This is a genomic window from Rugamonas brunnea (assembly GCF_014042345.1).
In the GTDB taxonomy this organism is placed as follows: Bacteria; Pseudomonadota; Gammaproteobacteria; order Burkholderiales; family Burkholderiaceae_D; genus Rugamonas; species Rugamonas brunnea.
The window spans coordinates 97,069-115,755 of the sequence record NZ_JACEZT010000007.1; the positions used below are offsets into that span (position 1 = coordinate 97,069).

Annotated in this window: 17 protein-coding genes and 1 riboswitch; of the genes, 7 read left to right on the plus strand and 10 right to left on the minus strand. The window is 66.8% G+C overall.

Going from position 1 to position 18,687, the window contains the following annotated elements:
- Positions 1-117 precede the first annotated feature (117 nt).
- The 3 genes from pnuC to H3H37_RS12310 all read left to right on the plus strand — a co-directional run bounded on the left by pnuC (position 118) and on the right by H3H37_RS12310 (position 2,081).
- A complete protein-coding gene (pnuC, locus tag H3H37_RS12300) occupies positions 118-765 on the plus strand; it encodes a nicotinamide riboside transporter PnuC (RefSeq protein ID WP_182162813.1) in 648 nt (215 codons plus the stop codon).
- Entirely contained in the window at positions 762-1,286 is a 525-nt protein-coding gene (locus tag H3H37_RS12305) for an AAA family ATPase (RefSeq protein WP_182162815.1), read from the plus strand. The genes pnuC and H3H37_RS12305 overlap by 4 nt, the downstream gene beginning before the upstream one ends.
- A gap of 81 nt (positions 1,287-1,367) precedes the next feature.
- A complete protein-coding gene (locus H3H37_RS12310; protein WP_182162817.1) occupies positions 1,368-2,081 on the plus strand; it encodes a hypothetical protein in 714 nt (237 codons plus the stop codon).
- Positions 2,082-2,129: 48 nt separating this feature from the next.
- Here the strand turns inward: H3H37_RS12310 and H3H37_RS12315 are convergent, their stop codons facing one another.
- Positions 2,130-4,244 (minus strand): TonB-dependent siderophore receptor, encoded by a 2,115-nt coding sequence (locus H3H37_RS12315; RefSeq protein WP_182162819.1) that lies wholly within the window; start codon positions 4,242-4,244, stop codon positions 2,130-2,132.
- 96 nt (positions 4,245-4,340) lie between these two features.
- A riboswitch (TPP riboswitch) is annotated at positions 4,341-4,438 on the minus strand.
- Between the two features lie 93 nt (positions 4,439-4,531).
- Here H3H37_RS12315 and H3H37_RS12320 point away from each other — a divergent pair.
- Complete coding sequence (locus H3H37_RS12320; RefSeq protein ID WP_182162821.1) at positions 4,532-5,008, plus strand: Imm26 family immunity protein; 477 nt, start codon at positions 4,532-4,534, stop codon at positions 5,006-5,008.
- Between the two features lie 34 nt (positions 5,009-5,042).
- Here the strand turns inward: H3H37_RS12320 and H3H37_RS12325 are convergent, their stop codons facing one another.
- From H3H37_RS12325 to H3H37_RS26240, 4 genes are all read right to left on the minus strand, one after another.
- Positions 5,043-5,756, minus strand: a complete 714-nt coding sequence (locus H3H37_RS12325) for a hypothetical protein (protein WP_182162823.1) — start codon at positions 5,754-5,756, stop codon at positions 5,043-5,045.
- Between the two features lie 63 nt (positions 5,757-5,819).
- Entirely contained in the window at positions 5,820-7,196 is a 1,377-nt protein-coding gene (locus H3H37_RS12330) for a sensor histidine kinase family protein (RefSeq protein WP_182162825.1), read from the minus strand.
- A gap of 15 nt (positions 7,197-7,211) precedes the next feature.
- Complete coding sequence (gene ompR / locus H3H37_RS12335) at positions 7,212-7,979, minus strand: osmolarity response regulator transcription factor OmpR (protein ID WP_182162827.1); 768 nt, start codon at positions 7,977-7,979, stop codon at positions 7,212-7,214.
- Between the two features lie 269 nt (positions 7,980-8,248).
- Positions 8,249-8,626, minus strand: a complete 378-nt coding sequence (locus tag H3H37_RS26240) for a hypothetical protein (protein WP_182162829.1) — start codon at positions 8,624-8,626, stop codon at positions 8,249-8,251.
- 152 nt (positions 8,627-8,778) lie between these two features.
- On the opposite strand from H3H37_RS26240, the gene H3H37_RS12345 reads away from it, so the two are divergent.
- Positions 8,779-10,692 carry a flagellar assembly protein A gene (locus H3H37_RS12345; protein ID WP_311197472.1) on the plus strand — a complete coding sequence of 638 codons (1,914 nt, stop codon included), beginning with the start codon at positions 8,779-8,781 and terminating at the stop codon, positions 10,690-10,692.
- 156 nt (positions 10,693-10,848) lie between these two features.
- Positions 10,849-12,711: a flagellar assembly protein A gene (locus H3H37_RS12350; RefSeq protein WP_311197473.1), complete on the plus strand. Its 1,863-nt coding sequence runs from the start codon at positions 10,849-10,851 to the stop codon at positions 12,709-12,711.
- A 38-nt stretch (positions 12,712-12,749) separates the two neighbouring features.
- Here the strand turns inward: H3H37_RS12350 and arfB are convergent, their stop codons facing one another.
- Positions 12,750-13,160: an alternative ribosome rescue aminoacyl-tRNA hydrolase ArfB gene (arfB, locus tag H3H37_RS12355; protein ID WP_182163147.1), complete on the minus strand. Its 411-nt coding sequence runs from the start codon at positions 13,158-13,160 to the stop codon at positions 12,750-12,752.
- A gap of 254 nt (positions 13,161-13,414) precedes the next feature.
- Here arfB and H3H37_RS12360 point away from each other — a divergent pair, with 254 nt between their 5' ends.
- A complete protein-coding gene (locus H3H37_RS12360) occupies positions 13,415-13,948 on the plus strand; it encodes a chemotaxis protein CheW (RefSeq protein ID WP_182162833.1) in 534 nt (177 codons plus the stop codon).
- Positions 13,949-14,063: 115 nt separating this feature from the next.
- Here H3H37_RS12360 and H3H37_RS12365 read toward each other — a convergent pair whose 3' ends face one another.
- From H3H37_RS12365 to H3H37_RS12380, 4 genes are all read right to left on the minus strand, one after another.
- Positions 14,064-16,058, minus strand: a complete 1,995-nt coding sequence (locus H3H37_RS12365; protein WP_182162835.1) for an ATP-binding cassette domain-containing protein — start codon at positions 16,056-16,058, stop codon at positions 14,064-14,066.
- Positions 16,059-16,069: 11 nt separating this feature from the next.
- Positions 16,070-16,957 carry a 50S ribosomal protein L3 N(5)-glutamine methyltransferase gene (prmB, locus tag H3H37_RS12370; protein ID WP_182162837.1) on the minus strand — a complete coding sequence of 296 codons (888 nt, stop codon included), beginning with the start codon at positions 16,955-16,957 and terminating at the stop codon, positions 16,070-16,072.
- Between the two features lie 76 nt (positions 16,958-17,033).
- Positions 17,034-18,167 (minus strand): succinyl-diaminopimelate desuccinylase, encoded by a 1,134-nt coding sequence (gene dapE, locus H3H37_RS12375; RefSeq protein WP_182162839.1) that lies wholly within the window; start codon positions 18,165-18,167, stop codon positions 17,034-17,036.
- A 12-nt stretch (positions 18,168-18,179) separates the two neighbouring features.
- A complete protein-coding gene (locus H3H37_RS12380; RefSeq protein ID WP_182162841.1) occupies positions 18,180-18,533 on the minus strand; it encodes a Spx/MgsR family RNA polymerase-binding regulatory protein in 354 nt (117 codons plus the stop codon).
- Between the last annotated feature and the right edge of the window lie 154 nt (positions 18,534-18,687).

Genomic DNA, 18,687 nt, shown 5'->3' on the forward strand with positions numbered 1-18,687 from the left:
GGCGGCGCGGCGCCGCCCCCGCCGCTATCCCCGCAGTCGTCCCCGCAGTCGTCCCCGTTACTGCGCAATGGTCTATAATCTTTCCCTTCCATTTTCCGCCCGCCGCCTTTCCATCCGATGAACGATATCCTGGTCCTGCTGGGCTTTGTCACCACGCCGCTGGAGCTGATTTCCTTCGTCCTGTCGGTGATCACCGTGTGGCTCAATATCCGCCAGACCCATTGGGCCTGGCTGTTCTCCATCATTTCCTCGGCCACCTACGGCATGGTGTTCTTCGGCTCCAGCCTGTATGGCGACATGGGGCTGCAACTGGTGTTCATCGCCGTCTCCGTGTGGGGCTGGTATCAGTGGCTGCATGGCGACGACCGCCACGCGCAGCTGCCCGTCACACGCCTGGATGCGCGCGGGCGCGTGGCCAGCGCGGTTGGCTGGCTGATCGGCTTTTTGCTGCTGGCCTGGTTCCTGCGCAACTACACGGACACCGACGTGCCGCGCGCGGACGGCTTCCTGACGGCGGGCAGCCTGGTGGGCCAGTTGCTGTTGTCGCGCAAAAAAGTCGAGAACTGGCACGTCTGGATTATCGTTGATGTGCTGTACGTGGCGCTCTATGTCCACAAGCACCTGATGCTGACGGCCGTGCTGTACGGCGCCTTCGTGGCCATGGCGGTGGCGGGCCTGCTGGCCTGGAACCGGGTGGCCGAGGACGACGGCGGCGAGGGCGGCGCCGACGGCAAGCCGTCGCAGCCCGGCATGGTGTTCAAATGAGCGCGTCGGCCTGGCCGCTGCGTATCGCCATCCTGGGCACGGCGTCATCCGGCAAGTCCACGCTGGCCGCCGCGCTGGCGCAGCGCCACGGCACGTTGTGGGTGCCGGAATACCTGCGCGAGTTCGTCGACACCCATGGCCGCGTGCCGGTGGCGGAGGACCAGTACCCGATCGCCCGCACCCAGGTCGAGCGCGAGGACGCGGCCGCCGCCCATGCCCGTGCCTTGCTGTTCTGCGATACGACGCCGCTGATGACGGCCGTCTACAGCCGCCATTATTTCGGCGGCATCGACGCCCAGCTGGAACAACTGGTCGACCAGCACCGCTACCACCGCACGCTGGTGATGGCACCCGACATTCCCTGGGTGGCCGATGGCTTGCACCGTGAATGTGAACAGGTCAGCCGCATCGTCCAGGATTTGCTGCTGGAGGAGCTGGCGCGGCGCGCCATTCCTTACACGATGGTGCAGGGCGGCCTGGAACAGCGGCTGGCGCAAGTGGACGAAGTGTTAGGCTGCTGATACGGCGCAGGTCTTTTTCGTTGCATTCGCGCGGACGGCACGCTAAATTGGGCCATCCGCCACTCGCCGATCGCCATCCTCATGAAAAAATGCATCGCGCTTGCCGCCCTGTTGCCCGGCCTTGCCGTGGCCGACACCGGCTATTACATGGTCACCGCCTACGATGTGGAAGGCCAGGCATCCGTCGATTACAAATACTGGAACGCCCATTACAACGGGCATACCGTGGCTGCGCCGGAGATCGGCATCGGTTACGGCGTCACCTCGCGCTGGTACACGGAGCTGTACGGCACCTGGATCAAATTCAACGGCGGCGGGGCCGTGTACTCGGAGCTGGCGTGGCAGAACGACTACCTGCTGACCCAGGGCCAATATCCGTTTGACCTGGCCATCCACACCAAGATCGAGCGCCCGCGCGAGCGCAGCGAAGGCTATGCGCTGGAGATCGGCCCCGTGCTGCAGACGGAAATCGGCCGCACCCAGTTCAATGCCAACGTGTTCTTCCAGCGCGACTACCGCACCGAGGATGGCGGGCCGATGGAGATGGCGTACCAGTTGCAGGTCAAGCACCGCTGGAAAAGCTGGTTCCAGCCCGGCCTGCAGGCGTTCGGGGAAGTGGGGAAGTGGAATGACTGGCTGCCGTTGAACCAGCAGTCGCACCGCGCGGGGCCGGCCATCTTCGGCAGCCGCGACATCGGCAGGCGGGAACTCAAATACGAGGCGGCCTATCTGATTGGCCGCAACAGCGGGCGCGCGGCGAAGAGCTTCACCATGCGCCTGCAATACATCTTCTGATTCGTCCAGCCGCCGCGCCATGCCTTGCCGGCGCGGCGGCTGTCGTCCTTACAGGTCGAACTGGGCCGACACGCGGAACGTGCGCTTGGCGCCGGGGAACAGGTAGCCGCCCAGGTCCGGGGTCACGTCACGCCAGTAGAAGCGGTCGAACGCGTTGTCGATGTGGGCGCGGAAGGTGGTGGCGGTGCCAGCCACGCGGGTGGCGTAGGCGGCGCCCAGGTTGACCACGTGGTAGGCCGGCACCATCACGGTGTTGGCCGGATCGAAGGCTTTCTTGCCCGCGTACTGCCAGTTGGCGTTCAGGTTCAGGCCGCGCACCTGCGGCACGGCGTAGTCGGCGTAGACGCTGGATTTGAAGGCCGGCACGTTGGTGACGCGCTTGCCGTCCATGTCGGCGCGGCCGGTGTCGCTGGCCAGCGTGTGCAGGGCCGTGGCCGAGACGCCCATGGCCAGCTCCTTCGAGACTTTGCCGTCCAGCGTGAACTCGATGCCGCGGTGCTGGTCCTGGCCGTTGCGTACCCAGGTGTTGGATGCGTCGATGTATTCCAGGCCCTGGCGGATCTGGAACAGGGTGGCCGTCAGGTTCAGATCCGGCGCCAGCGCCGCTTTCACGCCGGTTTCAAACTGTTTGGATTTGCCGGCGTCCAGCGCCTGCTGGGCGTTGCTGGTGCCGATCGGCGCCACGCTGCCGTATTGCAGGCCCTGGGCGTACGAGCCGTACACGGACAGGTTGGCGGCGGGGCTGTAGACCAGCGCCACGTTGGGCAGCCAGAAGCCCTTGTCGGTGTGGACGGCCGGCAGCGTGGTGTCGACCACTTCGTCGCGTTTGAGTTTGGCGTAGCGGGCGCCTGCGTGCAGGGCCAGCTTGTCGGTCAGGCTGGCGATGTCCTGGGCCAGCACGGCGCTCTCGCTGCTGCGGCGGCGTTCGGACACGGGGCCGCTGCTGCGGTCCACGGGCGGCACCACCACGGGATGGTAGATGTTGCTGGCGCCGGCGTAGTCATACACGTAGTCGCCCCATTTCTCGCTGTTGCGGAACCAGGTGGCGCCCACGGTGAGCGCGTGGCGCACGGCGCCCGTGGCCAGGCTGCCTTGCAGCAGCGCCTGCACGTTCAGCGGCGACTTCTTCTCGCCCAGGCTGATGTAGTCGTACACGTCGTAGTCGCCGTTGCCGCAGAAGCCGGGGTACAGCTGCTCGGCCGTGCAGCCATACGGGAAGGCCGTGTAGTCGTCGCGCTTGAACTGGTGCTGGTTGGCGCGCACGGTGGCGTGCCAGTCTTGCGCCAGCTGGTAGTCGAAGCTCAGGCCCAGGTTGCTGCTGGTGGTGTAGACGGGACGGCTCCACGGCTGGTTGTTGAGCATGTTGTCGGCTGCGATGTTGGGCAGCGAGACGTTCTCCAGCAACTGGAAGCCGGGCGCCGAGACCTGCGATTTGGTCTGGTAGTCGGCGTCCAGGCGCAGCAGGGCTTGCGGCGAGACTTGCCAGTCGATGGCGCCCGAGATGAACTTGCGGTTGCCGTCCGCGCCCTTGATGTAGGAGCGCAGGCGCTCGGCGGCGGCATTGAAGCGGTAGCCGAAGCGGCTGTCCTCGAAGCGGCCGCCCAGGTCCACGGCGCCGTACACGGTGCCGCGCTCGCGCTCTTCCAGCACGAACGAACGCAGCGTGCTGCTGGTGGGGCGCTTGACGACGTAGTTGATCATGCCGCCCGGCGCCGAGGCGCCGCCTTGCAGGCCGGACAGGCCCTTGAGCACTTCCAGCCGCTCCTTGTTCTCCAGCGGGATCTGGGTGTCGCCGGAGATGGCCATGCCATCCTTGCGGTAGCTGGTGGCGTTATCGAGCTTGAAGCCGCGGATCGAGAACTGCTCCGAGTAGCCGACGGCGTTGTAGGCGTCGCTCAGGCCAGCCTCGTAGCGGGCCGCGTCGGTGGTGCTGCGGATGTCGCGGTCAAGCATCTGCTGCGAAGTCAGCACGGTGACGGCGGCCGGGGTCTGCATCAGCGGCATGTCGCTGAAGCCGGCCACGGAGGCGTGGCCGGGCGCGACGCGGGCGCCGCTGACGATCACTTCAGGAATGGCCTGGTCATTGTCGGCCAGGGCGGCGCCGGACAGCGTTTGCAGGACCGCCAGCGTCAGGGCGGAAACGGTGAAATTGGGTGTGGACATGGTGGGCTCTTTGATGCTCTCTGATGCGCGGCGTGGCGCGGCGCTGGTTGTTCGATGCTTGTCGGACTGGAACCAGCGTGGGAGCTGTCAAAGGAGGGGAAGCACTTTGCGCTTTCCTTCGCTGGCATTATCCAGATCAGGTACGGAGGGTATCTCTCACCCGGAACAGCGTTCCAGGACCCCTAGCGAGGCAGCAGTGTAACATAAAGCCATGTTTTCCCGGCCGGTGGCGTGCGCCGCCTTCGTCGCGCCATCGCTACACTGCGGTTTTGATTGACGAGGATTCAATGAAGCAGCCTTATCACGAAGGGAGCTGGTTCGCGGTGCCGCTGCTGGAGGGCGGCTACGGCTGCGGACTGGTGGCGCGGCTGGCGCCGTCGAGCCGCATCATGCTGGCCTACCTGTTCGGGCCGCGCCACGTGCACCTGCCGCCGTTTGAACCATTGACCCGCCTGCGGGCTGGGGATGCCTTGCGCGTGCTGCGCGTGGGCGACATGGCGCTGGCCAGCGGGCGCTGGCCGGTGCTGGGCCAGATGCCCAACTGGAATCCCGCCCAGTGGCCGATGCCGGCCTACCTGCGCCGCGCCGACGCGCTGCGCCGCGCCTGGCGCGTGACCTATTCCGACCAGGACCCCAGCCGTTCCGAGCGCGAGGAATCCGTCCCCTACGATACGCAGGGGATGGAGGCCGATTCGCTGTACGGCTACGGTTCCACGGAGTTGCTGTTGTCGCGCTTGCTGGAAGGGACTGCCGTGCGCGGCTGAGTGAACGCGGCGCGGGTGCGGAGCGCCTGTGTCCCTACGGTATCGGGCAGCTGACGTTCCACGCCGTCAGTTCGGCGCGGCTGTAGCGGGCGTCCACCTGGGCGAGGTCGCCCCGTTCGCTGCGGAACAGCAGCGTATAGATGGTGGGGGCACCGTTCGTGCGCGCGCCTTTGCCCAGCGCCTCCAGCGCGAACGGCAGCGCGCGCAGCCGCGCACACTGGGTATTGCCGGCGAATAGCAGGCGGGCCCGGTTCAACAGCGCGGCATTTTCCTTCAACAGTTGCAGCACCAGTTCCGGCGGCATGGCTTGCAGCAGCCGCACGGGCCGCGCCGGCGCCACGCACGGGTCGCCCACGGCCAGCCATACATAGGGCAGGGCCAGGCCGTCGGCGCGCCAGGGCTGGCCGTCCGGCGCGCGCGGCACGTGGCGGAATACGCTGCGTTCCATCTGGCAGACGCCGGGCATGGCCAGCCGGGGCGGGGTTTCCATGGTGGCGCTCAGCTGCCAGGGGCCGGTGCCGCCGGGCCGCTCCACCATCAATCGGGATGGGCTGGCGCCCGGCGCCGGGTCGTACTGACGCAGGAACTGGTCGAAGGAGCGCTGCTCGGCAGCACTGGCCGGACGGGTGGCGGGCGGTGGTGGGGCTGGCGCGGCTGTTGCGGTTGCGGTGCCTGCGGTGGCCGCGGCGGCTGCCGCGTACGCGGCGACGCTGAGCCAGAGGCTGGGCCCGGAGGCGGCGGGCACCATGGCCCGCACGCATCGCAAGGACGACAAAGACGACAAAGACAGCGATAACGGCGGCATCGGCGATCAGGCGATCGCGCGCATGGTGATCTGGAATTCCAGGCCGCCGCCATCGCGGTTGCGCACGTGCAGTTCGGCGCCGTGGCGCTGCAGCACGCGTTCCACGATGGCCAGTCCCAGGCCGGCGCCGTTGGCCTGGCCGCGCGCCGCGTCGAGCCGGGTGAAGGGTTTGAGCAGGTTCTCGATCTGGTCGTCCGGTACGCCGCTGCCGTGGTCGGCCACTTCGATCACCACGCGCTTGGCCAGGTGCATGCCTTTGAGGCTGCAGCGTACGTCGATCTCGGTGATGTCGGTGCCGGCCGTCTTGCCGTAGCGGCGTGCGTTCTCGATCAGGTTGTTGATCACGCGCCGCAGGTCGGTGGCGTTGCCCATCACGTGGGCCCGCTCCGTGATCTCGGCGTGCATGCGCACGTCGGGCAGGCGTTCCGCTTCGCGCACCGTGTCCTGCAGCAGCGCGCTGATGTCGACGTTGATGAAGCTCGACGCCTCCGTCGGCTTGGCATAGTCGAGGAACTGGCCGATGATGGCGTCCATCTGGCCGATATCGGACTGGATGCCGTCGCGCGCTTCGGGCGACAGGTTGGCCATTTCCACTTCCAGTTGCATGCGCGCCAGCGGCGTGCGCAGGTCGTGCGAGATGCCGGCCAGGATCACGGCGCGGTCCGATTCGACCTGCTGCAATTCGTCCACCATCTGGTTGAAGCTGCGGTTGGCCTCGCGGATTTCACGCGGCCCTTTTTCCGGCAGCCGGGCTGGGCGCTTGCCTTGGGCGAAGGCGCGGGTGGCGGCCGTCAGGCGCGCCAGCGGACGGTTGATCAGGCTGGAAATGAGGGCAGCGCCCAGCAGCGACAGCATGGACACCACGCTGGCCCAGCCCAGCCACTGGATGCCGGTCAGGCCGCGGATGCGGTTCCGTTCCAGCATCAGCCAGTACTGGTCATCGTCGATCTTGAAGCTGACCCAGAAGCCGGCCACGCCGTTCACCTCGGACGAGAAGCGGGTGTCGGCGCCCAGCTTGGCCCGGACCAGCGCGGCGATGTCGGGCATCAGCGCGTTGTCGGGCGGCGGCGCGACCTTGTCGTCCTCCTCCAGCGGGAACACGCGGATGCCCTCGTTCGACACCAGGTCGAACAGCAGCTCGCGCCGCAGTTCGGGCGCCGAGTGGGTGAGGGCGGCGTGGGTGATGGTGACCACCGAGATCACCTGGGCCGAGATCTGCTGCACTTGCGGCTCGTGCTGGACGATGCTGATCATGCCGACCCAGGCCGACATGCTCATCGTCGTCAGGGCGCCCAGCAGCACGAAGGTGCGCCAGAACAGGCCACTTTTGAGCCAGCTGAAATTGAACAGGTAGCGGAGCGGGAGTGTTGCGGACAGCTTCATGCGCGCCTGCCCGCATCAGCGGGGCTGGCCCTCCGGAATGAACACGTAGCCCAGGCCCCATACGGTCTGGATGTACAGCGGGCTCGAAGGATCGGGCTCGATCAGCTTGCGCAGGCGCGAGATCTGCACGTCCAGGCTGCGGTCGAACACTTCGTATTCGCGTCCGCGCGCCAGTTCCATCAGCTTTTCGCGCGACAGCGGCTGGCGCGCGTGGCGCGCGAACACCTTCAGCACGGAGAATTCGCCCGTCGTCAGCGGCACCGTCTCGCCGTTCTTCTTCAGCGTGCGGGTGCCCAGGTCCAGCACGAACTGGCCGAACTCGAAGGTCTGCGGGGTTTCCGACGGCGCGCCCGGAATCTCGTCCGGGCCCTTGCGGCGCAGCACGGCGCCGATGCGGGCCACCAGTTCGCGCGGGTTGAAGGGCTTGGGCAGGTAATCGTCGGCGCCCATTTCCAGGCCGACGATGCGGTCCACGTCCTCGCCCTTGGCCGTCAGCATGATGATCGGGGTCTGGTCGCCGGCGCCGCGCAGGCGGCGGCAGATCGACAGCCCGTCCTCGCCGGGCAGCATCAGGTCCAGCACCAGCAGGTCGTAGCGCTCGCGCAGCCACAGCTTGTTCATCGCGGTCGCGTTTTCGGCCGTGAAGACGTTGAAGCCCTGTTCTGTCAGGTAGCGGCGCAGCAGGTCGCGCAGGCGGACGTCGTCGTCCACTACCATAATCTTGGCCTGGTGGCCATGCTGGTTGGCCGGGGTGTTGTTCGATTCCGTTGCGTTTGTGTTCATGATCCTGCCAAATTTGTCATATTTATGTTGCTATGGTAACGTCATATTTGACGCACGAAAATGTTTGCAGCAGGGCATTACAAACTGTTACAAACTTTACCCATTTGGTCTTACCGCGCCTGATAAAGCATCATACACTGCGGTCATGGATGCGTACCACGTGTCCGCCAGGGCCAGTATCAGGGATGAGGAACAGCATGCACATCGATCACAAAACACATTACGCGGCAGCTAGCGCAAGTTTTTGCGTTCGATCCTCCGTCAGCGCACTAGCCGTCTGCTGCGGCCTGCTGGGTGCCTCGAGCGCCATCGCCGGTCCCGGCGACAATGGCCGCCACGACGAGGCCCGTCCCGTCCAGCCGATGCGCGAGATGCTGCGCGCCGAGCGCATGCAGCAGCGCCAGATTGATCCGCGCCAGGCCGAGCCCCGCCAGTTCGATCCGCGCTCCTTTGAAGGCCGCGCCGAGGAGCAGCGCCGCCTGCTCCAGGAGAATGGCCATAACGCCGACCGCCGCGCCGGGCGCCTGACGCCCGACGAACGGCGCGATTTGCGGCGCCAGATCAATGAAGTGGGGCAGGATATTTACGCCAATCCGCCGCACCGTTGATTTTGCACAAAACCTGTCTCGGTTTTCGACTTTCACCACGTAAAGTTTTTGGCCCCAGCTTGACTTGGGTGTAATATTAATTTATCAGGCGCAATGGCGTTCGCGTCGTTGCGCCTGTCCCATTTTCCGTTTTCCATTGCACTGCGCCGTCGTGGGTCCGTTGATGCGGACCGTCAGGCTGGAGGAATACCGTGGTCCCAGAAGTTACCCAGGCAGCGCCGCCACTGGCAGCGAGCGCGCCGGCGGGCGCGCTGCCCGCCGGCCTGATCCAGCGCGCCGACGGCGTGTACGCCGACCTGGCCGTGCCGGCGCCGCTGCGGGTGGCCGCCGTTAACCAGCTGTTCATGTCGCACTGCTATTTCTCCGGCCTCGATTATGGCGCCCTGATGAAGGCCCTGTACGACGTGGGACCGGCGCTGCCGCCCCCTTTGCCCGGCCAGCCGCCGCTGCTGCGGGTGGCCAACGCGGTGGCATCGTTCACGCCCGAGCGCCAGGCGCTATATAAGACGGTGAAGATGGGGCATGGCTATGCCGAGTACTTCTTCGCCCCCATCTACCTGGACGCCGAGGAGCTGCCCGACGGCACCGTGCTGCCCGAGCGCCAGGCGAAACTGGATGTGGACGAATTCGTGGCCGACCTGTGGCTCAAGGGCGTGCGTTTCGGGGTGGACGTGGCGGCCGTGGCCCATGCCATCGGCACCGGCAAGAGTGAACGCATCACCGTGGCGCGCGAACTGGAACCGGCGCCGGGGCAGGATGCGGTGGTGGTCGAGGTGTCGCAGGACATCCACCGCAGCGACGCGCCGCGCGCGCGCGCGGACGGCACGGTCGACCTGCACAGCTTCCAGAACCGCTTCCCCCAGATCAAGCAGGACATGCGGCTGCTGAAAAAGCTGCCGTGCGTGCCCGGCCTGCCCGGCTACGACCTGGGCGGCATGCCCAGCGCCCCGGATGCGCCCAAGGACCTGGAGCTGCGCCATCTGGCCGGCGACGGCACGGCCGTGGTGCAGCAGGACGACGGCGAATACCTGGTCTCGACCAAGGAGGGCTTCCTCAGTGTCGACCCCAAGTCGCACCGCATCGCCATCACCGACAAGATCGTCAGCAAGGAGGGCGTGAGCGGCCGCACCACGGGCAACCTGGAGCTGGCCGGCGGCTACGAGGAATTCGGCGACGTGCAGGAGCTGCGCGAAGTGCACGGCAGCGACATCACCGTGCACGGCGACGTGTATGGCAATATCCACTCCAAGGGCGGGCTGGTGCTGCTGGACCGCAACCTGGTGGGCGGCAACGTGCACAACGCGGCCGGCGACATCCACGTCAAGGGCGTGGCCTCGGGCGCCGTGCTGCAGACGCGGGCCGGCAAACTGGTGCTGGGCCGGGCTGAGAACTGCGTGCTGGCCGGCACCAGCGTGGAAGTGGGCGAGGCCTCCAACTGTGAGATCGTGGCCGACGAGGTGCGCATCGGCGTGGCCGAGGGCTGCGCCATCGCCGGCCGTAACGTGGAAATCGAAAGCTGCGGCCCGCGCAAGCGTACCGAGATGGTGATCTATGTGCTGGTGCGCGACGTGAGCCAGTTCGACCAGGAGCTGGCCGACCTGCGTGCGCGCAGCGCCGCCTTCGCGGCCTCCAACGAGGCGTTGCAGGCGGAGATAGACGCCATTTCGCAGCAGCCGGACGTGCGGCGCTACCTGGCGCTGGCGGCCAAGCTGCGCACCCAGGAACTCACGCTCACTCCCGAGCAGGGCCAGCACCTGCGCAAGATCGCCACCGCCGTGGCGACCGAAGTGCAAACGCTGGGCAAGCTGACCCAGGACCTGCAGGCCGGCCAGACCCAGTACAAGCTGCTGGTCGAGCGCAGCGCGCGGGTGGCGGCGTTGCGGGCCGAAGCGGCCGGCCATGCCCGTTGCGGCCTGCACATGGTGGCCGGCGACACGCTGGTGCGCACCATGCCGTTCCAGGCCGACAGCGGCGCGCTGTACCACCTGGCGGCCAAGGACATCAAACAGCGCCTGCGCGGCACCCCGGCCGGCGGCGAGGAGCTGTTTTCGCGCGCCAGCGGTTCGCTGGACTGGCACTTGTCGACCCATGGCGCCGCCACTTAGCCGCTATTTAGCCGCCACTCAGGCGCCGTGGCCGAAGGTGACGGCGTACCCGCTCTCATGGTACGCTTCAGGCGCTGACTAACGGTTGCACCAGCACCAGCAGCAGCGGCGCGGCCGATGCCGGCGCCTTGCCACCATACCCGACCGAGGAAGACCGTGTCTGACGACGCCCTGGCTGATGATGAACTTGCGGATGACGGCTTGCCGTCAGCCGTGGTCAGGCGGCCCGACGGCGTGTACTTCCGGGCCGACGCGCAGGCCGTGGCCTGCCAGGCCGCCGTCAACCAGGTCTTCCTGTCCAGTGCCTGCTTCGCCGGGCTTGATTATTCCGTCTTCATCCGCGTGCTGTACAACTGCGGCCCGGCGCTGCCGCAAGGCTTGCAGAACCAGGCCCTGATCCGCTTCGCCGACGATGTCCAGCCGTTTCCGTCGGCGCGGCGCGAACTGTACAAGGCCGTGCGCATCGTGCACGGCGAAGCCGAATACTATTTCGAGCCCGTGTTCCTGGAGGTGCCGGACGCGCCGCCCCAGCCGGCCCGTCTCGATTTCGGCGAATTCGTGGCCGACATGTGGGTCAAGGGTATCCGCTTCGGCATCGACGCGCCGGCCGTCAAGGCGGTGATCGCATCGGGCAAGGCGGCGCGCATCGTGGCGGCGCGGCGGCTGGACCCCACGCCGGGCGTGGACGCCGCCTTCGTCGAAGTGTCGCGCGATATCCACCGCAGCAACGCGCCGCGCGAGATGGCCGACGGCCGGCTCGACTGGCACACCTTCCAGAACCGCTTCCCCCAAGTCAAGGCGCACACCCGGCTGCTGCGCAAGGTGCCGCGCGTGGCCGGCGTGCGCGGCTACGAGTTGTCGGGCATCGTGATCGAGCCGCCGCCGCCACGCGACATCGAACTGAGCACCGTGGCCGGCACCGGCACCGTGATCGAGCACCAGCCCGACGGCGAATACCTGGTGGCGGCGGTGGAAGGCTTCCTGCACGTTGACCCGTCCAGCAAGCGCATCTCGATCGGCCCCAAGATCATCAGCCGCGAAGGGGTGAGCGCGCGCACCACGGGCAATTTGCAGCTGGCGGGCGAGTACGAGGAGTTCGGCGAAGTCCAGGAGCAGCGCACGGTGGAGGGCGGCAGCATCACCATCCACGGCGACGTGTTCGGCAAGATCAGCTCGCGCGGCGGCACCATCGTCCTGCACCGCAACCTGGTGGGCGGCAGCGCCGTCAACGCCAACGGCGACATCCGCATGAAGGGCGTGGCCTCGGGCGCCGTGCTGCAGACCAAGAACGGCGAGATCACGGTGGCGCGGGCCGAGAATTGCGTCATCTCCGGCACCCGGGTGCTGGTGGGCGAGGCCGTCAATTGCGAGATCATCGGCGATGACGTGATGATCAAGCTGGCCATCGGCTGCGCCGTGGCGGGCCGCAAGATCGACATCGCCAGCGCCGGGCCCCGCAAGCAGTCGGAGATGCTGGTGTTCGCGCTGGTGCCCGACACGTCCAAGTACGATTTCAAGCTGGCCGAACTGGGCACGCAACTGGCGCGGCACGAGCGCGAGGCTGCGCAGCGCAAGAACGAGATGGATGGCCTGACGGGCCAGACCGAAGTGCGCAACTACCTGACCCTGGCCACCCGCGTGCGCAAGCATGAAGTGGTGCTCACGCCGGAGCAGGAGCAGTTGTTCCACAAGATGGCCGGCGCCGTGGGCCCTACGCTCAAGGCGGTGGCTAAGTTGTCGCTGGCGCTCAAGGCCGAGCAGGTGCGGCAGGAGCAGGTGCGCGAGCAGATGGCGCTGGTGGAACGCCAGAAACAGCAGGTGATGCGCGGCTCGCGCTGCGTGGTGCGGCTGGTGGACGGCGACGTGACGGTACGCTCGATGGTGTTCAATCCCGACCTGGGCCCCTTGCACGACAGCGCGCCCAAAGCCATCAAGGCCATGCTGCGCACGACCGGCAACAGCCGGCCCGTGCTTTTTTCAGGCAGCAGCGGCGCCGTCGACTGGGCGCTGGGCGAATAAGGCCACGCCGCCCGAGGTGGCCGGACTGGCCGGCAGGGCTACAGCACGACTTTGCCGCGCAACTGCTTGCGCGCGCCGGCCAGGCTTTTGCTGTCGAGCCGCCTGCGCTGGCTGCCCAGCGTGGGGCGGGTGGCGCGCCGCGGCGGCGGCAGCACGGCCACGCTGTCGACCAGTTCCTGCAGGCGGCGCAAGGCGTCTTCGCGGTTGGCCTCCTGGCTGCGCGACTGCTGCGCCTTGATCACCACCACCCCTTCGCGCGTGATGCGGTGGTCGCGCAAGGCCAGCAAACGTTCCTTGATGTGCGATGGCAGCGACGACGCGCCGATATCGAAGCGCAGGTGCACCGCGCTCGACACCTTGTTCACATTCTGGCCGCCCGGCCCCTGGGCCCGGATGGCGATCAATTCCACCTGATGCGGATCGACCGTGACGGATGGCTGCCCGTTCATGGCGCGGTGGCGCGCACGCGGGCGCGCGGGCAGCGTAGGCGGGGTTGAGGGCGTGGCCAGTGCGGCATGGTGGCAAGCTGTGAAGGGGCGGGTGTTCATTGTAGCAAACTGGAAGTGGCGGGGGCGGCGTTGCGGCGGCGTTGAGGCGGCTCAACATCGGCAGCGGGGGCGGCGGTTAGGATGGCACATGCCTGTTACTGGACGCTGTGGCGCGGCTGGCGCCGCAGCGCCGAATTTCGGACGAAAGGAACACCATGCCAACCGCGAAAACGCAATGCGCCAGCGCCACGCCGCCGCTGTCCGGAACCGTGCCGGGCACGGAGCCGGTGGCCGCCAGCGTCCAGCAGTACCTGAGTTTCCAGCTGGGCGGCCTGGAATACGCGCTCGACTTTCGCAAGGTGCAGGAGTTGCGGCCGCTGAAGGCGCTGGAGCGCTTCGCCACGGATGGTGAGATTGTCAGCGGGGTGGCCGTGTCGCGCGGCGTCATCATGCCCATCGTCGACATGCGCATCGCGTTTGGGCCGCGGCCCGAGCGCCACGATCCGATGACGGACGTGATCATCCTCAAGCTGTCGAGCTGCGTGATGGGGATGGTGGTCGATGGCGTGACGGACATCGTCAGCCTGAGCGCGGAGCAGATCCAGCCCATCCCTGGCGCCGGGGCCGGCCAGCCTGTCGATTACCTGCTGGGACTGGGCGAGGTGGACGGGCGGCGCCTGATCGTGGTCGATATCGACCGCCTGATGTCGATCCGCAAAGTGCCGGTGGGCGCGCGCCAGGCCGCGTGAGCGAGGCGGCTCCAGAGCAAAAAACCGGGGTCAGGTCATGCTACCGGGCAATCAAGAAAACCGCTTGATTGCCCTGTAGCATGACCTGACCCCGGTTTTACGGTGTTGGCGCGGGCTAGACCAGCGCCTCCAGCTGTTCCTGCAACTCCAGCCATTCGCCTTCCAGCTGCGCCAGGTCCTTAGTGAAGAAGGACTGGTCGGCCAGCGCCTGCTTCAACTTGGCCTTGTTGGCCGGCTCGTAGATGGCCGCATCGGCCAGCAGGGTGTCCACTTCCGTCTTCTGCGTACTGCGCTTGGCGATCTGGTCGTCCAGGCGCTTGATCTTCTGTTCCAGCGGCTTGCGCAGCGCGGCCAGGCGCTGGCGGTCTTCGGCCGCCTGGCGCTTCTGGTCCTTGCGGTCCACGGCCGGCGCGGGCGGCGGCGCCACGGGCGAGGCCACCGGGTAGTCGGTCTTGTTGGCCTTGCCGGCGGCCGGCAGCACGTCAGTCCCTTTACCCAGCTTGGTCTGGAACAGCCAGTCCTTGTAGTCGTCCAGATCGCCGTCGAACGGTTGCAGCTTGCCGTCGGCCACGATGATGAACTGGTCGGTGGTGGCGCGCAGCAGGTGGCGGTCGTGCGATACCACCACCAGCGTGCCTTCGAACTGGGCCAGCGCTTCCGTCAGCGCTTCGCGCGTTTCGAGGTCCAGGTGGTTGGTCGGTTCGTCCAGCAGCAGCAGGTTGGGGCGCTGCCACACGATCATGGCCAGCGCCAGGCGCGCCTTTTCGCCGCCCGAGAACGGGGCGATGGGGCTGGTGACCATGGTGCCGGGGAAGTTGAAGCCGCCGAGGAAGTTGCGCAGTTCCTGCTCGCGCGTGGTGGGCGCGATCTTGGCCAGGTGCCACAGCGGCGATTCGTCGTGGCGCAGCATCTCCACCTGGTGCTGGGCGAAGTAGCCGATGGTCAGGCCCTTGCCGATCGTCGCTTCGCCCGTCAGCGGCGACAGCTCGCCGGCGATGGTCTTGATCAGCGTCGATTTGCCGGCGCCGTTTACGCCCAAGAGGCCGATGCGCTGGCCGATCTGCAGCGAGAAGTTGATGTTGTGGACGATGCTTTTGGTGGACACGTCGCCCGTCTTGTCGTCCTCGATGCGGTAGCCGGCGTTCACTTCCTCCATCACCAGCAGCGGGTTGGGGGCGTTCAGCGGTTCGCGGAATTCGAACGAGAATTCGGCCGCCGCGCGCAGCGGCGCCAGTTCCTCCATCTTGGCCAGCGCCTTCATGCGGCTTTGCGCCTGGCGTGCCTTGGAGGCCTTGGCCTTGAAGCGCTCGATGAACGATTCCAGATGGGCGCGCTTGCGCTGCTGCTTTTCCAGCGCGCCGGCGGCCAGCGCCATCTGGGCCGCACGCTGGCGTTCGAATGCCGAGTAGTTGCCCGAGTAGCGCTTCAGCTTGCGCTCGTCGATGTGCACCACCACGTTCACCACTTCGTCCAGGAAGTCGCGGTCGTGGGAGATGATGATCAGGGTGCCCGTGTAGCGCTTGAGCCAGTCCTCCAGCCAGATGATGGCGTCCAGGTCCAGGTGGTTGGTTGGTTCATCGAGTAGCAGCAGGTCGGAAGGGCACATCAGCGCCTGCGCCAGGTTCAGGCGCATGCGCCAGCCGCCCGAGAAGCTGGCCACCGGCTGTTGCATCTGGTCCAGCGTGAAGCCGAGGCCCAGCAGCAGTTGTTCGCCGCGCGACTGCACGGTGTAGGCGTCGGCGTCGGCCAGCGCGCTGTAGATTTCGCCGATGGCGATGCCGTTGTCGTGCGACTCCGGCTCCGCCTCCAGGCGCGCCAGTTCCGCTTCCAGCTTGCGCAACGTGACGTCGCCGTCGATGGCGTAGTCGAGCGCGGCGCGCTCCAGCGGCGGGGTTTCCTGGGCCACGTAGGCCATGCGCCACTTGGCGGGGAAGTCGATTTCGCCCTGGTCCGGGTGCAGCTCATTGCGCAGCATGGCGAACAGGCTCGATTTGCCGGCGCCGTTGGCGCCGATCAGGCCGATCTTGTCGCCGGGGTTGAGCGTGACATCGACGCTTTCCAGCAGCGGCTTCACGCCGCGCATCAGGCTTACATTGATAAAACGGATCATCAGGTGGTTCTTTACAGTTTGAGCTGGTCGGCCGTGAGCAGGAACACCATGTCGTCGCCGGCGCTGGTGGTGAGCCAGGTCAGGCCCAGGTGGCCGAAGGCCGCTTCCGCGAATGTGCGCTCGTTGCCGATTTCGACGATCAGGATGCCGTCGTCCGTCAGGCGTTCGGCGGCGCCGGCGACGATCTTGCGCACCAGGTCCATGCCGTCGCTGCCGCCATCGAGGGCGATCTGCGGCTCGGCCAGGTATTCCTTGGGCAGCTTGGCCATCGAGCCGGAGTTCACATACGGCGGGTTGGTGATGATCAGGTCATACTTCTTGGCCGGCACGTTGGTGTACAGGTCGGACTGGATCAGGTTGACGCGGTCTTCCAGCTTGTAGGTGGCCACGTTGCGGCGCGCGACTTCCAGCGCATCGGCCGAGATGTCGACGGCGTCCACCTGGGCATCCGGGAAGGCGTCGGCCAGCATGATGGCCAGGCAGCCGGAACCCGTGCACAGTTCCAGGATGTTGGCGATGTTGTCCGGCTCATTGACCCACGGCGCGAAGTAGTCGGGGATCAGTTCGGCGATGAAGGAGCGCGGCACGATGGTGCGCTCGTCGACGTAGAAGTTGTAGGTGCCCAGCCATGCCTCGTTGGTGATGTAGGCGGCCGGCACGCGGTCCACGGCGCGGCGCTCGATCACGGCCAGCACGGCCGCCACTTCCTCGGGCAGCAGGCGCGCGTCCAGGAACGGGTCCAGCTTGTCGAGCGGGAGCTTGAGCGTGTGAAGGATCAGGTAGGCCGCCTCGTCGAGCGCCTCGGCGCTGCCGTGGCCGAAGAACAGCTGGGCGGTGTTGAAGCGGGTGACGGCGTAGCGCAGCAGGTCGCGCGGCGTGGTGAAGGGAGTCGTGGTCATGGCGTTCTCGGTGTATCGCTCGGTGTATCGGTATGGTTGGCCCTCGGCCGGGCGCGCGGGCGCCCCGGGCCGGGCATCAGCGCAGCAGGTTTTCCAGCGTGCGACGGTAGATGTTCTTCAGCGGATCGACGAAGCGCAGTTCGATGTGCTCGTCGATCTTGTGGATGCTGGCGTTGGGAGGCCCGAATTCTATCACCTGGGGGCAGATCTGCGCGATAAAGCGGCCGTCCGAGGTGCCGCCCGTGGTCGACAGTTCCGTCTCCACGCCGGTCTCTGCGCGGATGGCGGCCGACAGCGCGTCGCTCAGGGCGCCGCGCGGGGTCAGGAATGGCAGGCCGCCCAGCGTCCACTTGATGTCGTAGTGGAGGTTGTGCTTGTCGAGGATGGCGTGCACGCGTTGCTTGAGCGTCTCGTGGGTGCTGGCGGTGGAGAAGCGGAAGTTAAAGTCGATCACCATCTCGCCCGGGATCACGTTGTTGGCGCCGGTGCCGGCGTTGATGTTCGACATTTGCCACGACGTGGGCAGGTAGTACTCATTGCCCTCGTCCCAGCGCTCGGCCACCAGTTCGGCCAGCGCCGGCGCGGCCAGGTGGATCGGGTTGCGCGCCAGCTGCGGGTAGGCGATGTGGCCCTGCACGCCCTTGATGGTGAGCTTGGCCGACAGCGAGCCGCGGCGGCCGTTCTTGATCATGTCGCCCAGCGTCTCGTCGGAGGTCGGTTCGCCCACGATGCAGTAGTCGAGCTGTTCGCCGCGTTCGCGCAGCATATTGCACACGACGACGGTGCCGTCGATGGCCGGGCCTTCCTCATCGCTGGTGATCAGGAAGGCGATCGAGCCTTTGTGGTCGGGATGGGCGGCGATGAACTCCTCGCACGCCACCACCATGCCGGCGATCGAGGTCTTCATGTCGGCCGCGCCACGGCCATACAGCTTGCCGTCGCGGTGGGTGGGGTTGAACGGCTCCGAGCGCCATTGTTCGACCGGGCCGGTGGGCACCACGTCCGTGTGGCCGGCGAACACCAGCAGTGGCGCCGTGGTGCCGCGCCGGGCCCACAGGTTGGTCACGCCGTTCGATTCGATCACTTCGCAGGCGAAGCCCAGCGGCGACAGCAGGTCGATCAGGTGCTGCTGGCAGCCTTTGTCGTCCGGGGTAACAGAGGAGAGGGCGATCAGTTTTTCCGTCAGCGCCAGGGTCTTGGAAGTCATCATGGGGTGTTCGTATCAGGGATTGAAAATCTGTGCGTATTGCGCGGGCGAGAAGCCGACAGCCACCTGGCCATCGACGTCGAGCACGGGGCGCTTGACGATGGACGGGTAGGCCAGCACCAGGGCGATGGCGGCCGCGTCGTCCACCACGGCCGCCTTCTGCTCGTCCGACAGGGCGCGCCAGGTGGTGCCCTTGCGGTTCACCAGCACGTCGCGCGGCACGTGGCGCAGCCAGCCGGCCACCACGTCGGCCGTCAGGCCCTGCTTTTTGAAGTCGTGGAAGGCGAAATCGTGGCGCTGCTCGCCCAGCCACACGCGGGCTTTCTTGACGGTGTCGCAGTTGGGGATGCCGTAGAGGGTAATTGTCATTGTAAATCAGTCACTTATGTATTTGGCCGCGGCTGCGGTGCAGGGGCGGGAGCTGCCGGCGACCGCCTCCGGAACGCGGATGGATCACGCGGCCGATGCGCAACCCGTTAGGATACCATGCCCGGCGCCCCGGCAGTGGCTGCGGCCGGCGGTG

Bases quoted from the DNA above. Each gene is read 5' to 3' on its own strand.
- pnuC (WP_182162813.1), top strand. From the start codon at position 118: ATGAACGATATCCTGGTCCTGCTGGGCTTTGTCACCACGCCGCTGGAG.
- H3H37_RS12305 (WP_182162815.1), top strand. From the start codon at position 762: ATGAGCGCGTCGGCCTGGCCGCTGCGTATCGCCATCCTGGGCACGGCG.
- H3H37_RS12310 (WP_182162817.1), top strand. From the start codon at position 1,368: ATGAAAAAATGCATCGCGCTTGCCGCCCTGTTGCCCGGCCTTGCCGTG.
- H3H37_RS12315 (WP_182162819.1), bottom strand. From the start codon at position 4,244: ATGTCCACACCCAATTTCACCGTTTCCGCCCTGACGCTGGCGGTCCTG.
- H3H37_RS12320 (WP_182162821.1), top strand. From the start codon at position 4,532: ATGAAGCAGCCTTATCACGAAGGGAGCTGGTTCGCGGTGCCGCTGCTG.
- H3H37_RS12325 (WP_182162823.1), bottom strand. From the start codon at position 5,756: ATGGTGCCCGCCGCCTCCGGGCCCAGCCTCTGGCTCAGCGTCGCCGCG.
- H3H37_RS12330 (WP_182162825.1), bottom strand. From the start codon at position 7,196: ATGAAGCTGTCCGCAACACTCCCGCTCCGCTACCTGTTCAATTTCAGC.
- ompR (WP_182162827.1), bottom strand. From the start codon at position 7,979: ATGAACACAAACGCAACGGAATCGAACAACACCCCGGCCAACCAGCAT.
- arfB (WP_182163147.1), bottom strand. From the start codon at position 13,160: ATGAACGGGCAGCCATCCGTCACGGTCGATCCGCATCAGGTGGAATTG.
- H3H37_RS12360 (WP_182162833.1), top strand. From the start codon at position 13,415: ATGCCAACCGCGAAAACGCAATGCGCCAGCGCCACGCCGCCGCTGTCC.
- H3H37_RS12365 (WP_182162835.1), bottom strand. From the start codon at position 16,058: ATGATCCGTTTTATCAATGTAAGCCTGATGCGCGGCGTGAAGCCGCTG.
- prmB (WP_182162837.1), bottom strand. From the start codon at position 16,957: ATGACCACGACTCCCTTCACCACGCCGCGCGACCTGCTGCGCTACGCC.
- dapE (WP_182162839.1), bottom strand. From the start codon at position 18,167: ATGATGACTTCCAAGACCCTGGCGCTGACGGAAAAACTGATCGCCCTC.
- H3H37_RS12380 (WP_182162841.1), bottom strand. From the start codon at position 18,533: ATGACAATTACCCTCTACGGCATCCCCAACTGCGACACCGTCAAGAAA.